The sequence below is a fragment of the Enterobacter sp. SENG-6 genome, assembly GCF_001605945.1.
GTDB classification, from domain to species: Bacteria; Pseudomonadota; Gammaproteobacteria; order Enterobacterales; family Enterobacteriaceae; genus Enterobacter; species Enterobacter cloacae.
On sequence record NZ_LOMM01000025.1, the window covers coordinates 15,033 to 28,920 of the forward strand.

Below are 13,888 nucleotides of genomic sequence, written 5' to 3' on the forward strand. Positions count from 1 at the left end.
TTTCCTTTTTAAGGCAAAAAGTTATCGATATTTTTTAAAGGTTAAAAGCAGACTGCCGCGGCGGCGCGCGGGTATCAGGATAAAGCCAGGGGAAAAAGTGCCAGTGGCTGACTGCCTGACGCGGCGTCCTGACACGCAGCCTTTGCAGCACGATACTGAGCAGCACAATCAGCGCGAGTATCATGCCCGGCACGTGGGCTAATAGCACGCAGTAGCCACAGGCTTCCGCATGGTCAACCGGCATGCTGTGCTGCATATCGCCGTGGTGCTCATCCATCGACATCATGCTCATGTCATGATGCATCCCCGGCATGGCACTCATGGGATCTTTTTGCAGCGAGACGGAGATCAGCGGTGCGATCACGATCAGCAGGATCGCAAACAGCGCGGTCAATGCCGCTGCGCGTTTCCAGTTATGCTGATGCAGTACGTTAATCACTTACCCTCCACGGAAGAGGCCAGCATTGTAAATGATTTATGACGAAAGGGTTAACACGAGAGATGCGATGGGATAAAAAAAGGGCCAGCCTTTCGGCCAGCCCTTTCTAACAGGATGTCGCTTAAGCGAATCTTAGTTCAGACGCTCCTAATAACACCCCTTCAAAAACATACACTTACCTTAAAAAACAACTAGTTAAGTTAATTTTTAATGCAGCGAATTGTAGTGTTATGCAACCTCTGCCGCCATATTGTCGCCAACATAGAGAGAAAGAGGATTGAGAGAGACGGCTTGCTCTAAATGGTCAGGAGCAAAGTGCGCGTATCTCATTGTTTCGCGAATGTTGGAATGTCCGAGGATTTTCTGCAGTACCAGTATGTTTCCGCCGTTCATCATAAAATGCGCACCAAATGTATGCCTAAGGACATGCGTCTTTTGCCCTTCAGTTAGCTCGATATTCGTGAGCTTGAGCATCTTTTTAAACTCCTGATAGCAGGGCTTGAACATTCTGCCCTGACGTTCGGCTAGCTCGTCATACAACCATTTAGGAATGGGAACGGTGCGATTTTTCTTACCTTTGGTTTTTGTGAAAGTCAGTTTGCAGGGAGAGAGTTGAGGCCGCGTCAATCTCTCAGCCTCCCCCCATCTTGCGCCGGTTGCAAGACAGACTTTGACAATCATCGTGAGATCCTCTTTGCCGTATTGCTCGCAGGCTCGAAACAGCTCAGGGATTTGAGAAAGAGTTAGCCAGGACATTTCTTTCTCGGCTTCTTTGAATACGCGCACCCCTTCCAGTGGGTTGGGTAAACTCCACTCCCCTAACCGCCGCAGCTCATTAAACACAGCTATAAGATATTGCTGCTCACGATTCACGGTTATGGGTTTGGCGACCCATTTCGCCGGGTCTTTATGATATCCGTTGTCTATTTCACCACGGAGTCGACGGTCGCGGTAATGAGCCCAATCTTTAGCGGTAAAGCGGGATGCAATTGGGTCGTCCAAACCGTTACACACAATTTGCAGCTTTGCTAACCGCGACTTACTGGCGACTAAAGCCTGTCCGTGCAGGTTATGCCAGAGTTGAATCAACTCGCTTAAGCGTCGGCGATCTTCTTTCTTGCCGAGCCAAGGCTTGTCCTCACTTTCATTCTTCGTAAATGTTTCGAATGCCTCGGCCTCACCTTTTGTATTGAAATGCCGACGTATACGCCGCCCTTCTCGTCCATTTGGGTAGAGTTCGCATAACCATTTGCCATTTTTTTGCTTACTTACAGTCATGATTTCACCGAGGCAATGCTAATTATTCACAAAGCGCTGTTGCAGCATCCATTACCGGATCCAAAGGTATTTTCACTCCTTTGTAATACGGGCTATCCTTCCAAACAGCATCAATATCGCTCCCCTCAAGCTTTCCAGACTTAACGCCGCTAATCGCTAGGCCGTTCAATGGGTAGCGGTCATCTGTTGCTTTGTCGTACACAAAGGCATATCGACCGTTAACACAAGAAACCGAAGCTTTTTCAAAAGTTAGCGGCCAGTCTTCACCAAACTTAGTCCCATCTAAATCCTTTGATTTTTCGGCGGATGAAGCCCCAAAAGAAATGGTCAGAAATAAAGCTAAAAATAGTTTACGTTTCATGAGTTCCCTTAAACGTGTTTTTCCAAAGTAAGCACTACAGCTCCGGCAGGAGTAATATCTGAAATATTGCATTCAAATTCAGCAGACTTATTAGTCAACCTGACTTTCCCGCCGGGCAGACGAATTACATCAAAAACATCAAGAGCGCCGTCGATATCAATTAACCAACGCCCATTACTTATGTTCGAAGCCGAACGGTCGACAAGCCAAGAGGAACCTACTCCTTCAACAAAAATCAATTCCTCAGAGTCAGACGGTATCATTGAGGGGTCTGGATACCATGCGCCAGCGTCCTTAAGTTCGCCAGATTCAAGGCGGGATTTTTTAATTGAGTAATTTGATATGGCCGCTTCCTTGTTAGCGCGCATTTGCCCTTTGCCGGTTGCTAACCATTCCAGCGAAACACCGGTATCAAGAGCACAAGTAACAACTACATCACCGGGGAAAAAATCACGGCGTACCCATGTGCTAATCGTTCCTGATGATATACCGAGTAAATCACCAAGCTCTTTTTGCATAGAAAAACCGTAAGCATCAAGGATTCGTCTTAGAACAGCTTTACCCCCTGAAGCCATGACCTCTTCATACAGCTCTTTACCCTTGAGGGTCGTATGTGGAGAGTTTGCTTTTGCAAGTTCACCCGTTACTAACCATCCAATATCTGCGCCCGTTTCGATAGCACATTCAACAAACACATTGCCCGGCACGCTATCTCTGGCAAGCCAACTGCTTATGTTGTTGGCATAAATCCCAAGTTTTTCGCCAAGCTCTTTCTGCGAGCTAAGTCCATAAGCCGAAAGGATTCTTTCGATAGCTGGTGCTGCCCCGTCTCCAAATTTAGCCATGTCTCGCCACCAAAATTAATTTTTGCCATTGCAAAATTAAATTTCGCGAACTAAAGTGACGTTTATCAACCACGATGCACATCAATGCAGTTCACTACAATCAACAGGAGATAATGCGATATGTCAGATGCAAAATCAATCTCGACGCACGACTCGCAAAACTCACAAAATCAAACTGTGCTGTTAGACCCGACTCAGTTTGACGCCATCGTTACAGCAATGCTGCCAGCCCTGCAGACAATGATTCGCTCTGCAATGTCCGACACCATGACAGTGAAAGACTTTGCCGCCACTCGCGGCGTTAGCGAGCGTCTGGTCTGGCAATGGCTTGATGAGGGCATTCTTCTTAAAGCTCCGACCAAAGACTTTTCCAACAAAGAGGAAGCCGGTAAACGAAGCCGCACCCTCGTAAACGTAAAAGCATGGCGCGACAAACTGACTCAACAAGCGATCGATTGTCGCTACATCGACCAGCGCACCGCTCTTAACTGAATTTGATTATGCAAGTTAGAGGGAACTTAACCATGTTTGATTTTCAGATTTCCAAACATCCCCATTATGACGATGCGTGTCGTGCTTTCGCTCAACGTCACAACATGGCGAAGCTTGCCGAACGTGCGGGAATGAATGTTCAGACGTTACGTAACAAGCTCAACCCGGAACAGCCTCACCAGCTCACCCCACCTGAGTTATGGCTGCTGACAGACCTGACCGAAGACTCAGCCTTAGTTGATGGTTTTTTGGCTCAGATTCATTGCCTGCCATGTGTACCGGTCAACGAACTGGCGAAAGACAAACTGCAGTCCTACGTCATGCGTGCTATGCGTGAGCTGGGAGAACTGGCGAGCGGCGCGGTCTCTGATGAGCGACTGACCTCTGCCCGTAAGCACACCATGATTGAAAGCGTTAACTCTGGTATTCGCATGTTGTCTTTGTCGGCACTGGCGCTGCATGCGCGTTTGCAGACCAATCCAGCAATGACGAGTGTTGTCGATACCATGAGCGGTATTGGCGCGTCATTCGGTCTGATTTGAGGTGCTTATGCTGAAAAATGAACCGTCATTCGCGTCTCTGCTCGTTAAGCAAAGCCCCGGCATGCACTTCGGCCACGGCTGGATCGCAGGTAAGGACGGCAAGCGCTGGCACCCGAGCCGCTCACAGGCTGATTTACTGGCTGACCTGTCCACCCAAAAACAGGGGGAATCATGGCTATCGAAGCTATTTCTGCGAATGTTCCGCTAAAGGCTGGTGCGCGTCTGGCTGGTCTCAACCACGTAGCTGAATTACGTGCGAGATATTGGGGTGATAGCTGGAAAGAGGTTGAGCGTTTTGTCGATGATATGCGCGATAAACGCGATCCACAATTTGAAGAAAATACTCGGGCGCTGGCCGCTATTTTCTTTCTGGCAAAAATACCGGCGGCTCGTCATGAGCTCGAATTAAGTGAGCTGACTACTGACGAGAAAAAGGCATTGATTACAGCGATGAATCATTTTCGTGCAGTGGTGAGCTTATTTCCAAAACGGCTAACCATGCCGAATTGATCAAAACAGAAATTTAATGGCGTAAACCCGCCGGGCTTCTTATTGCCCGAAATCAGGAGAGTCAATTATGCGTAATACCGAAACCCGCAACTTTCACACCGATAGCGATGCACTGGCCGTACTGCTGACAGATGCAAAAAAAGAAGAACGTAAAGACCGCGCGCTCGCAGTTTCTATCCGTCTTGAGGCTCTGGCAACACATATCGCAAACAAAGGTTTGAACGGGATTGAAGCGGCAGAACTTCTGCGCCGTGAAGCCACCCGCTATGAAAATGAATCTCAGGAGCTGCACTAATGGCCGACGCAATGGATTTGGTACAACAGCGCGAGCAAGCAGAACGCGAGCGCCTTATAAGCAACGCGCGCAGCCGTATCGCTGCGCCCTCTTGTTTCCTCTGCCAAGAATGTGACGCACCAATCCCGGAAGCTCGCCGCATCGCGATTCCGGGCGTGGCATTTTGCGTGACCTGTCAGCAAATCGCTGAGCTCAAACACAAACATTACAGGGGCGTTTAAATGGCGATTCGTATTGAAGTAGGCGACAAATGGGTTATTACCAGCGACCAGTATCAATTCATCCTGAATGAAAAAAAAGTAGTTAAGTCTGGTAAAAAAGCTGGCGAGGAATGGCTCGACACTATCGGCTATTACCCGAAATTTAATCAGCTTATTTCCGGGATGATTCATCACCAACTACATAACTCAGAAATTAAATCCGTCAAAGCCATGGCTGATGAAATTGAACGCATCGGTGAACTATGCAATGAAGCAATTGGAATTTTAAAGCCTGTCGAGAAAATTGGTGGTTGCGAGTGGGTGTCATGGAATGAATTAAGTGCTCGCGGTCTTCTCATTCGCATTAACAAAGAGATTCTACACCCTGTCGGACTGGCTGTTTTTCGTGACCCTAAAACGGGCATATCTCAGGGAGCTTTAATAGCTCCTGATGGGGTATGGGAATATGACCAGTCAGTTTCCGTGAAGGGGTGATAGTGGGGATTTCTTACGCTTACCCGTGGAATGCTCCACGGCCAGCAATAGCCAGCCCATACCTTACCTATGACCAACAGCATCGCCGCGATCGTATGTTCGCGGCTTTGCTGCATGCAAGAAAGGTGCTTTCACTGCAGCCAGAATGCGTGCGTTTTGATGTTTATCGCACCGCTGCGGTGCTGGAGCAAAATCAGGGCAGTCAACGAGCCAATGCTTTTTTAATCAGCTTCTGCAAAAAAGCATTGCCGCGTCTGGAACTGGTCGCAAAAAAATACTTGTGCGCGGGCATTGACAGTAAAGTGTCAGCCGCTGTTTTCGGTGGTCATTTCGATACTGAAATCATGCAATATCTGGCGTCACGTATGGTCAATATGGTTGCCAGATATAACCGCCTACCTGATATGTCGCGTGCCGATATTGACCTGCTAGCCGCTGATATCGCTAATTTCATTCGCTCTGAACTGGCTGACATTGATGACGCCGGGGTTAGCGAGCTCAAAACGCTGTACACCTGGTATATGCGCGCCGGTTTTATTTCACTGCAATTTAACGTTACCCCGCCGCATTGGGAGCGAGTGACAAAAAAGTATGTCGGTCAGGATGAGATAGCACCGGCAGTAATGCGCATGTTTAATGAGGTTTGGTGGCGTGGCCGTCTGCGACGTATTGCGGCGTCATGGCGCGAACATCTGCAAATTGCAGTCGGCAACGTCAGCAAGAAACGCCACGCCTACGCGAGTAAAAACTGCGTGACAGACTGGCGCGAGCAAAAGCGCCGCACGCGTGAATTTCTCAAGGGGCTGGATCTCGAAGACGAAGACGGCAACCGCATCAGCTTGATTGAAAAATACGACGGTTCTGTCGCTAACCCTGCGATACGCCGCTGCGAGTTGATGAGCCGCATCCGTGGGTTTGAAAATATCTGCAATGAGCTCGGTTATGTCGGGGAGTTTTACACCCTAACCGCGCCGTCTAAATATCACGCCACCACTAAAGCAGGCTACCGTAACAGCAAATGGAACGGAGCCAGCCCGTCGGACACACAAAGTTATCTCACCGGGCTTTGGGCGCGCATTCGCGCCAAACTGCACCGAGAAGAAATCCGCATTTTCGGCATCCGTGTTGCTGAACCTCATCACGACGGGACGCCTCACTGGCACATGCTTATGTTCATGCTGCCGGAAGACGTTGAGCGCGTGCGCCTTATCATTCGTGATTATGCGTGGGATGAAGACCACCACGAATTGAGAAGCGACAAAGCCAAAAAGGCGCGCTTTCATGCCGAAGCCATCGACCCGGAAAAGGGTAGCGCTACCGGCTATGTTGCTAAATACATTTCAAAAAACATCGACGGCTATGCTCTCGATGGTGAAACCGATGACGAAAGCGGTGAGCTGCTGAAAGAGACAGCTCCAGCCGTTTCAGCATGGGCGGCGCGCTGGCACATCCGTCAGTTTCAGTTTATCGGCGGTGCGCCGGTGACGGTCTACCGTGAGTTACGTCGTCTCGCTGACACAGAGACCGCGCACGGTCTAAGCGTTGAGTTTGCAGCCGTCCATGATGCCGCCGACGCCGGTGATTGGGCTGGCTACGTTAATGCGCAGGGTGGTCCGTTTGTTCGTCGCGATGATTTGCAGGTAAGAACGCTTTACGAGCCGCGCACCGAGTTTAACCAGTATGGTGAGGAAACAGTCTGCATCCGTGGCGTGTACGATTCCGCTATCGGTGCCGGCACCCCGATTTTGACCCGACTCACGCAGTGGAAAATTGTTCCGAAGCGTGCCGTTGATTTGGCCGTTGACTTTAAGGGCGCTCCTGCGCCCTCTCGGAGTTCTGTCAATAACTGTACGGGAAGCGAAAGCGATCCACCGATACTGGATTTAACAAAACCCCTGAGTAGACGTGAAAGGCGAGAGCTGACCAACCGACTAAGGATGAAAAAGTCAGTAACACGACGAAAATTCATTCACGGAACGGATGAGCAAAATGCAGCTGTAGCGAAAACTATCGACGAGATACACCAGACAACCGGCATCAATATCAGCCGGGGTGAAGCCCTGCATCTGATGGCAGGCGGTAAGAGTTGCTTTAACGGTAAATGGTTGCGCGGAACGGCCAAAGGAGAGGTATTTTCCGCAGCGCCATCGCATCAGGCTCAAGCTAGGCGAATTCTAAGCCGCGTTGCGGCTTTAGCCGGGGCGGCTGCGAGAAATGATAGTTAATATCCATCCTTATCATGCACATACAGCGCTATTACGTTTCGTTTTTTTTCTTCCAATCTTTTGCCATTACGTGCTACTGTATAAATATACAGTAACCCTATGGGAGGGATTTCATGGTTGGCGAACATTTCAGCCGAACGCAGCAAAAGTGGGCTTGTGTGCAATTTATTGCCGAGATATCTCTGATTGCAAACTGCAAACCAACAGATTTAAAGCTCGCGCTCACTCTCATTGCAGACCTTGCAAACAGCGAAAATAACGAAACCGAAGATGATATTTTTTATAAGGCTGAATAGATTATGAGAATAAATATCACGCTGGATAAAGAGCAGAAAATTAGCCAAGCGACGTTGGACGCGCTTGAGGCTGAGCTGTACCGCAATCTTCAACCTATTTACCCTAAGACTGCTATCCGCATTCGCAAGGGCTCAGCAAATGGTGTTGAGTTAAGCGGTTTGAAACTGGACGAAGATAAAAAACGAGTAATGGAAATCATGCAGCAGGTCTGGGAGGACGATAGCTGGCTGCATTAACAAACGCCGCCGGTGCTGAAACTCGCTTTCAGTGCTGGCGGGGTTGAACAACGAGCCCGGCGAGTCGTTAGCATTTTGCACGGGAACCTACCGAAAATACTGCTTGTGCATGCAGTTATTTTATGGAGGGGATTATGGCAGGTCATGACTTAGATTTTCAGGTGGTCTATCGGGGTGAGACCCTAGAGTATTACCGTCCCGGAGGGTGGGTTTTCTTTCAGCGGCCTAAAGAGTGTGGCGGCGGGTACTGGCTGGGGCGCACTTATGATGGTGTTTTTATGATTGAGTACGAGCGACCGGTGTCGCTAAATGATGGTATGGATTTTCTCGTCTCAATGAAAAAAATAGAGGCAAAAAGCGAGGAATTTGACCCGAATTATTCGCTTTTTTAGCGGCGCATGCATCAGGTGCATGAGTTTGCATTCGTTTTCGATTCCAGTGTTTGCCAGCAAGCGCCAGCGCTGGCGCGGCTCGGGGCTCCTGATGCACCTGCATTAAAAGCGACCCGTTAAGCGCGCAGGCGAGGCGGGGATAGCACTGCGCGCCAGACGTGGTGACAGGATTTATTTTGCGCGTCTGTGCGCGTCGTGGTGGCGTGCTGAGCTGTGAGGTTGAATCGTGAGGCGGTGGCGGGGTTGCGTGGCGTGTGCCTCGTCTGGTGAGCTCTGAGGATGTGCCGCCCGGAGGCGGCATTTTGGGCGGGGTTACTCGGTATCGATGTTGTAATCTTTAAAGCGGATCACCTCCATCCCTAACCAATCGTTTATCTCTTTAAAACGCTCCTGCAGCGGCGTCAGCTCGTTACGCACAAAAACCCGCGCCACCTTCTCGATATCCCCCATCGAGCCGATATTTTCAGGCTTGCCGCCCATCAGTTGAAACGGCACGCGATGCGCGTCAAGCAGGTCAGCGGCGCTCACCTTCTTAATGTTAAAAAAATCATCTTTCGTGGCGACTTCACTCAGCGGCACGATCTTAATGCCGTCCGGTTTCCCGTTCGGAGCATAGAAAAACAGGTTTTTGAAATTACCGAGCCCTTTTGAGTCACGCATGGCTGAGCGCAGCGCCTCGACGTCGGTACTACTCTGCGCCGCGTCGGTCACGTACATGATGTAACCCGCATGCGCGCCGTTCTGGTAATACTTGCGGCGAAACAGCGTGGCGGACTCATTCAGCCAGGCGGAATTGAGCGCGCTCAGGTATTCCGGCATCCCGTAGAGCTCCTGATTGATATCAGGCTCAAGCAGGTGAAACACCGAACCGGGGGCGAACTGGTGCGGATTGGTAAAGCTCGACACGTACCAGTAAACGCCATCCTCGACACCACGGCGGGTGTATTTGGCCGGGGAAGTTTCAAGTTTAAAGAGCTGGCCGGTCACGCTCATGCGCTTTTCGAGATAGCCGTTTGCAAACACCAGATAATCAAGCACAAGGCGGCTGAAGTCCTGACGCGACAGCAACGGGTGCGGGATAAAAGTGCTGGTCAGTATGTTGCGCTTGACGTAAATCGGGGAGCTGTGGTGTACGGCGGCGCGCAGGCTTTTCGCCAGCCCGGAGAAGTTGACCGGCGGCTCGTACCACTTCCCGTTATTGATACACTCGACATAGTCGAGGATGTCGCGGCGATCCAGCACGGGCGACGGCTCACCAAAGGTGAACGCCTCCATTTTCTGCGGCGCGCTGGCGGTCATGCTGGTCTGTTTTGGCTGTTTCTTTTGGCGTTTTTTCATCTTAGTTAATATCCAGAATGGAGCTTGATTGCATACCGCTACCGGCGGAAAGCGGCTCGTTTAACAGGGCGTGCATGGTCGCCCACGCGATATCCGCGTGGCTGGCTTCCTCGCTGCGGCTGGCTTCATAGGTGGCGCTGCGGCCGCTGCTGGTCATTGTTTTGCGGATAGCCATAAATGACTGCGTGATGTCGGTTGCACCGGCGTCATATTCCAGACACCCGCGCCTGATGGTGTCTTTCGCTTTCAGCACCATTGCGGTTTTCATTTCCGGCGTGTAGCGGATGGCGCGCGCCGCCGGGAAGAATGAGCGCACGAGCTGGTAAACACCCTGACCGATGCCGGTCGCATCGATGCCGATATAGTCAACGGTGTATTTCTCGGTCAGCGCCCGGATGGCCTCGGCCTGCGCGGCAAAGTCCATGCCTTTCCACTGGTGACGCTCAAGGATGCGGAACTTGCCACCTGCAACCAGCGGCGGAGCCAGTACCGCACAGCCTGCGCTGTCGCCGGTGTGTGACGGGTCGTAGCCAATCCAGACCGGTCGCCAGTTAAACGGACGGTCGGCGAACGGCTCGAAGTCCTCCCATTCTTCCATCGCATCGACCATGCAGCGCTGCAGCTCCTCGAACGGGAATACCGACGCCTTATCGTCAACGAACTCGCACATAAACAGGTTACGAAAGTCATCTGCGCTGTTTTCCTGCTTAAGCTGGTCGAGGTTAAACAGGGTGCAGCCTCCGGCGAGCGCGTCCTCAATGGTGACAATCTGCCGCCACTGTCCATCACCGCATAACATGCCACCGGCAAGCGCCTGATGACTGATGTCGATGTCGACACGTTCGTCGCGGTTGCTGCGGCCACGGTTAAACAGCTCGCCTGACCAGAACGGGTAAGCGCCGTGCGCCAGCGTCGACGGGGTCGAAAAATAGGTTGTGCGCAGGTGAGATTGTGACGCCATACCGGAGGCGACTTTGCGCAGCTTCTGAAAATTGGGGATCCAGAAAATTTCATCGACATACAGGTCGCCGTTGTGGCTCTGCGCGGTGTTGGAATTTGTCCCGAGAAAAATCAGCTCAGCGCCATTGTTGCCGATGACGATCGGGTCGCCTGACAGGTCGACGTCAACCAGACGGGCAAAGGCGATAATGTACTTACGGAACACGTAAGCCTGCGTTTTACTGGCAGATAAAAATATCTGGTTTTGCCCGGTTTTGAGCGCGCGCAGGAGTGACTCGCGGGCAAAGTAGAACGTCGCGCCAATCTGGCGGGATTTCAGGATGTGGCGGATGCGGTGCTCTAAGCCCGCTTTATGCCAGCGGAGCTGATACTCAAACGACTGTTCGAAGAAAATCTCTTCCAGCTTCTCTATAGCCTCCTCGCTGAAATAATTTCGTTTCGGCTTTTTGCGATCCCCTTTGTTGCGGCTGGCGATATTGGGGTTTAAATCCACCTCGTTTCCGGTCTGGCCGTAGCGGTTAATGCGCGCGAGCCGCTCCATCTGGCGCGACAGAAAATCAGCGACTTTGAAGTCATGCGCGGTCAGGTCTGGCTTTGCATAGAGCTGAATAAGCCGCGCCTCTAACGTCGATTCCACGCGGTTAATCGGGGCGGTTTCCTCCCATCCATCGCGCTGTTTCCAGCTCTGCACGGTCGGGCGCTTGAGCTGCAGCATGTCGCAGATTTGCGGCACGGCGAACCCCTGCCAGTACAACAGGCGCGCCTGTCGTCGCGGGTCATTGAGCAGTGAAAGGTCAGTTGAAATGGTCATGCTTGCCTCGTTTCTGGTGTTACGTGGCAAGGCTAAGGAAATGGGGGATTATTCGCGCTAAGTGCCTGTTGTGTCAGATCTAATCAGATCGTAAGCAGTGGCTGACACGGGTCAGAGTCAGGAAACTAAACCCGACCCGAAAACCCAACATCAGGACACCTGAACAATGGCAAAGAAAGTCTCTAAATGGTTTCGCATCGGCGTCGAGGGTGACACCTGCGATGGCCGTGTCATCAGCGGCGATGATATTCAGGATATGGCCGACACGTTCGACCCGCGCGTCTACGGCTGCCGCATTAACCTCGAACATATCCGGGGGCTGATGCCTGACAGTCCGTTTAAACGCTATGGCGATGTGACCGAGCTTAAGGCGGAGATTATCAGCGATGGCTCTGCGCTCGATGGCAAAAAAGCGCTGTACGGCAAAATCGCCCCGCTCGACGAGCTGGTCAGCATGGTGAAGGCCGGACAGAAGGTTTACACCTCCATGGAGATCCGCCCGAACTTTGCCAACAGCGGCAAGTGCTACCTCGTTGGCCTAGCCGTCACCGATGACCCGGCAAGCCTCGGCACGGAATACCTCGAATTCTGCAGCCGCGCCGCGCAGAACCCGCTCGCCGGTAAAAAAGACCACCCGGACGACGTTTTTTCTGTCGCCTCACTGGCTGAGCTGGAATTCGAGGACTTGCCCGACACCATGTTTAACAGCCTTACCGATATGGTTAAGGCCATTTTCAGCCGCAAGCAGGTCAGCGATGACGCGCGTTTCGCGGATGTGCATGAGGCTGTGACCACCATCACTGAGCAGGTGCAAACCAATTTCAACGCTACCGACCAGCGCGTCACCGAGCTGGAGACCGCTTTTGCGCAGCTTAAGCAGGACGTGAACAGCAAAGTCGATGAGAACGCGCAGGCGTTTACCTCCCTGAAAAGCTCCCTCGATAACACCGAAAGCCAGCGCCAGCCGCGCCGCGAGCTTTCAAAAGGCGGTACGGGCGACGAGCTGCTAACCAACTGCTGAGAAACCGCCGGGCGCGTTGCCCGGCCAGATACCTATTACCCGAACAGGAAAAACCATGCGTAAAGATACCCGCTTTAAATTTAATGCCTACCTGTCCCGCGTCGCGGAGCTGAACGGCGTTTCCACCGATGACGTGGCGAAGAAATTCACCGTCGAGCCGTCGGTCACGCAAACCCTGATGACCACCCTGCAGATGTCATCCGCGTTTCTGACCAAAATCAACATCGTGCCGGTCGACGAGCTGAAAGGCGAAAAAGTTGGCGTCGGCGTTAACGGTACGATTGCGAGCACTACCGACACCACCGGTGATGATGAGCGTAAGACCGCTGACTTTACCGCGCTGGAGTCGAATAAGTACGAGTGCGCCCAGATTAACTTTGACTTTCATATCCGCTACAAACAGCTCGACCTGTGGGCGCGATTCCAGGACTTCCAGACCCGTATCCGTGACGCCATCATCAAACGCCAGTCGCTGGATTTCATCATGGCCGGTTTCAACGGTACTACCCGAGCGGACACCTCGAACCGCAAAAACAATCCGCTGCTGCAGGATGTGGCCGTCGGCTGGCTGCAGAAGTACCGCAATGAAGCGCCCGCGCGCGTGATGTCGAAAGTCACCGACGAGGACGGCACAGTCATTTCCGACGTGATCCGCGTGGGTAAAAACGGCGACTATGCGAACCTCGACGCGCTGGTCATGGATGCCACCAGTAACCTGATTGACGAGATTTATCAGGATGACCCTGAGCTCGTCGTCATCACCGGGCGTAAGCTGATGGCGGATAAGTATTTCCCTATCGTCAATCAGGAGCAGGCAAACACCGAATCGCTGGCCGCTGACATCATCATCAGCCAGAAGCGAATCGGCAACCTGCCAGCCGTGCGCGTGCCTTACTTCCCGGCTGATGGGCTGATGGTGACGCGTCTCGACAACCTGTCGATTTACTTCATGGATGACGCGCACCGTCGCGCCATCATTGAAGAACCGAAAAAAGACCGCGTAGAAAACTACGAGTCAATGAATATTGACTATGTGGTCGAGGCTTACGCCGCCGGTTGCCTGATTGAAAACATCAAGCTCGGTGACTTTACCCCACCGGCAGCGCCGGAAAGCGCCTCCGCGCCTGCAGCACCGGAAAGCGGAGAGTAAG

General features: G+C 52.0%; 19 protein-coding genes and 1 pseudogene. 14 read left to right on the forward strand and 6 right to left on the reverse strand.

Annotation, left to right across the window (positions count from 1 at the left end; all coding sequences use genetic code 11):
- Positions 1-34: 34 nt before the first annotated feature.
- The 4 genes from AX755_RS13795 to AX755_RS13810 form a co-directional block, all read right to left on the reverse strand.
- On the reverse strand, positions 35-439 hold the full coding sequence (locus tag AX755_RS13795) for a DUF2946 domain-containing protein (RefSeq protein WP_062729627.1): 405 nt from the start codon (positions 437-439) through the stop codon (positions 35-37).
- A gap of 228 nt (positions 440-667) precedes the next feature.
- Positions 668-1,717 (reverse strand): site-specific integrase, encoded by a 1,050-nt coding sequence (locus tag AX755_RS13800; protein ID WP_062856920.1) that lies wholly within the window; start codon positions 1,715-1,717, stop codon positions 668-670.
- Positions 1,718-1,739: 22 nt separating this feature from the next.
- Positions 1,740-2,078, reverse strand: coding sequence for a DUF2511 domain-containing protein (locus AX755_RS13805; protein ID WP_062856921.1), 339 nt, complete (start codon positions 2,076-2,078; stop codon positions 1,740-1,742).
- 8 nt (positions 2,079-2,086) lie between these two features.
- The gene (locus AX755_RS13810) at positions 2,087-2,923 is read right to left on the reverse strand and encodes a phage repressor protein CI (RefSeq protein WP_062856922.1); all 837 of its coding nucleotides are present in this window, start codon (positions 2,921-2,923) and stop codon (positions 2,087-2,089) included.
- Between the two features lie 120 nt (positions 2,924-3,043).
- Here AX755_RS13810 and AX755_RS13815 point away from each other — a divergent pair, with 120 nt between their 5' ends.
- The 12 genes and pseudogenes from AX755_RS13815 to AX755_RS13860 all read left to right on the forward strand — a co-directional run bounded on the left by AX755_RS13815 (position 3,044) and on the right by AX755_RS13860 (position 8,607).
- On the forward strand, positions 3,044-3,415 hold the full coding sequence (locus tag AX755_RS13815) for a hypothetical protein (protein WP_023333086.1): 372 nt from the start codon (positions 3,044-3,046) through the stop codon (positions 3,413-3,415).
- Positions 3,416-3,447: 32 nt separating this feature from the next.
- Positions 3,448-3,957, forward strand: coding sequence for a phage regulatory CII family protein (locus tag AX755_RS13820; RefSeq protein WP_023333087.1), 510 nt, complete (start codon positions 3,448-3,450; stop codon positions 3,955-3,957).
- Between the two features lie 7 nt (positions 3,958-3,964).
- A complete protein-coding gene (locus AX755_RS24615; RefSeq protein WP_073971451.1) occupies positions 3,965-4,165 on the forward strand; it encodes a phage filamentation protein Fil family protein in 201 nt (66 codons plus the stop codon).
- The gene (locus AX755_RS13825; RefSeq protein WP_023209089.1) at positions 4,129-4,467 is read left to right on the forward strand and encodes a DUF5347 domain-containing protein; all 339 of its coding nucleotides are present in this window, start codon (positions 4,129-4,131) and stop codon (positions 4,465-4,467) included. The genes AX755_RS24615 and AX755_RS13825 overlap by 37 nt, the downstream gene beginning before the upstream one ends.
- 67 nt (positions 4,468-4,534) lie before the next feature.
- Positions 4,535-4,762, forward strand: a complete 228-nt coding sequence (locus AX755_RS13830; protein WP_062856923.1) for a DUF2732 domain-containing protein — start codon at positions 4,535-4,537, stop codon at positions 4,760-4,762.
- The gene (locus AX755_RS13835; protein ID WP_023333091.1) at positions 4,762-4,983 is read left to right on the forward strand and encodes a TraR/DksA family transcriptional regulator; all 222 of its coding nucleotides are present in this window, start codon (positions 4,762-4,764) and stop codon (positions 4,981-4,983) included. Before AX755_RS13830 ends, AX755_RS13835 begins: the two co-directional genes overlap by 1 nt.
- Positions 4,984-5,241: pseudogene (locus tag AX755_RS25815) on the forward strand (DUF5405 family protein); the annotation flags it as partial. It lies immediately after the preceding gene.
- A 42-nt stretch (positions 5,242-5,283) separates the two neighbouring features.
- Positions 5,284-5,457 carry a DUF7415 domain-containing protein gene (locus tag AX755_RS26080; RefSeq protein ID WP_420026060.1) on the forward strand — a complete coding sequence of 58 codons (174 nt, stop codon included), beginning with the start codon at positions 5,284-5,286 and terminating at the stop codon, positions 5,455-5,457.
- 2 nt (positions 5,458-5,459) lie between these two features.
- Positions 5,460-7,682 carry a replication endonuclease gene (locus AX755_RS13845; RefSeq protein WP_442856029.1) on the forward strand — a complete coding sequence of 741 codons (2,223 nt, stop codon included), beginning with the start codon at positions 5,460-5,462 and terminating at the stop codon, positions 7,680-7,682.
- Positions 7,683-7,795: 113 nt separating this feature from the next.
- Positions 7,796-7,978 carry a hypothetical protein gene (locus AX755_RS13850; RefSeq protein WP_047749168.1) on the forward strand — a complete coding sequence of 61 codons (183 nt, stop codon included), beginning with the start codon at positions 7,796-7,798 and terminating at the stop codon, positions 7,976-7,978.
- Positions 7,979-7,981: 3 nt separating this feature from the next.
- A complete protein-coding gene (locus tag AX755_RS13855) occupies positions 7,982-8,215 on the forward strand; it encodes a DinI family protein (protein WP_001222154.1) in 234 nt (77 codons plus the stop codon).
- Positions 8,216-8,349: 134 nt separating this feature from the next.
- Positions 8,350-8,607, forward strand: a complete 258-nt coding sequence (locus AX755_RS13860; RefSeq protein ID WP_062856925.1) for a hypothetical protein — start codon at positions 8,350-8,352, stop codon at positions 8,605-8,607.
- Positions 8,608-8,919: 312 nt separating this feature from the next.
- Here the strand turns inward: AX755_RS13860 and AX755_RS13865 are convergent, their stop codons facing one another.
- The gene (locus tag AX755_RS13865; RefSeq protein WP_062856926.1) at positions 8,920-9,945 is read right to left on the reverse strand and encodes a phage portal protein; all 1,026 of its coding nucleotides are present in this window, start codon (positions 9,943-9,945) and stop codon (positions 8,920-8,922) included.
- Position 9,946: 1 nt separating this feature from the next.
- A complete protein-coding gene (locus tag AX755_RS13870; protein ID WP_062856927.1) occupies positions 9,947-11,716 on the reverse strand; it encodes a terminase ATPase subunit family protein in 1,770 nt (589 codons plus the stop codon).
- A gap of 166 nt (positions 11,717-11,882) precedes the next feature.
- On the opposite strand from AX755_RS13870, the gene AX755_RS13875 reads away from it, so the two are divergent.
- Together AX755_RS13875 and AX755_RS13880 are read left to right on the forward strand one after the other, a co-directional pair.
- Positions 11,883-12,737 carry a GPO family capsid scaffolding protein gene (locus AX755_RS13875; RefSeq protein WP_062856928.1) on the forward strand — a complete coding sequence of 285 codons (855 nt, stop codon included), beginning with the start codon at positions 11,883-11,885 and terminating at the stop codon, positions 12,735-12,737.
- A 55-nt stretch (positions 12,738-12,792) separates the two neighbouring features.
- Positions 12,793-13,887, forward strand: a complete 1,095-nt coding sequence (locus tag AX755_RS13880) for a phage major capsid protein, P2 family (RefSeq protein WP_062856929.1) — start codon at positions 12,793-12,795, stop codon at positions 13,885-13,887.
- The last annotated feature ends 1 nt before the right edge of the window (position 13,888 follow it).

Bases quoted from the DNA above. Each gene is read 5' to 3' on its own strand.
- AX755_RS13810 (WP_062856922.1), bottom strand. From the start codon at position 2,923: ATGGCTAAATTTGGAGACGGGGCAGCACCAGCTATCGAAAGAATCCTT.
- AX755_RS13870 (WP_062856927.1), bottom strand. From the start codon at position 11,716: ATGACCATTTCAACTGACCTTTCACTGCTCAATGACCCGCGACGACAG.
- AX755_RS13825 (WP_023209089.1), top strand. From the start codon at position 4,129: ATGGCTATCGAAGCTATTTCTGCGAATGTTCCGCTAAAGGCTGGTGCG.
- AX755_RS13850 (WP_047749168.1), top strand. From the start codon at position 7,796: ATGGTTGGCGAACATTTCAGCCGAACGCAGCAAAAGTGGGCTTGTGTG.
- AX755_RS13875 (WP_062856928.1), top strand. From the start codon at position 11,883: ATGGCAAAGAAAGTCTCTAAATGGTTTCGCATCGGCGTCGAGGGTGAC.
- AX755_RS13835 (WP_023333091.1), top strand. From the start codon at position 4,762: ATGGCCGACGCAATGGATTTGGTACAACAGCGCGAGCAAGCAGAACGC.
- AX755_RS13800 (WP_062856920.1), bottom strand. From the start codon at position 1,717: ATGACTGTAAGTAAGCAAAAAAATGGCAAATGGTTATGCGAACTCTAC.
- AX755_RS13805 (WP_062856921.1), bottom strand. From the start codon at position 2,078: ATGAAACGTAAACTATTTTTAGCTTTATTTCTGACCATTTCTTTTGGG.
- AX755_RS13865 (WP_062856926.1), bottom strand. From the start codon at position 9,945: ATGAAAAAACGCCAAAAGAAACAGCCAAAACAGACCAGCATGACCGCC.
- AX755_RS13855 (WP_001222154.1), top strand. From the start codon at position 7,982: ATGAGAATAAATATCACGCTGGATAAAGAGCAGAAAATTAGCCAAGCG.
- AX755_RS13820 (WP_023333087.1), top strand. From the start codon at position 3,448: ATGTTTGATTTTCAGATTTCCAAACATCCCCATTATGACGATGCGTGT.
- AX755_RS13815 (WP_023333086.1), top strand. From the start codon at position 3,044: ATGTCAGATGCAAAATCAATCTCGACGCACGACTCGCAAAACTCACAA.
- AX755_RS13880 (WP_062856929.1), top strand. From the start codon at position 12,793: ATGCGTAAAGATACCCGCTTTAAATTTAATGCCTACCTGTCCCGCGTC.
- AX755_RS24615 (WP_073971451.1), top strand. From the start codon at position 3,965: ATGCTGAAAAATGAACCGTCATTCGCGTCTCTGCTCGTTAAGCAAAGC.
- AX755_RS13830 (WP_062856923.1), top strand. From the start codon at position 4,535: ATGCGTAATACCGAAACCCGCAACTTTCACACCGATAGCGATGCACTG.
- AX755_RS13860 (WP_062856925.1), top strand. From the start codon at position 8,350: ATGGCAGGTCATGACTTAGATTTTCAGGTGGTCTATCGGGGTGAGACC.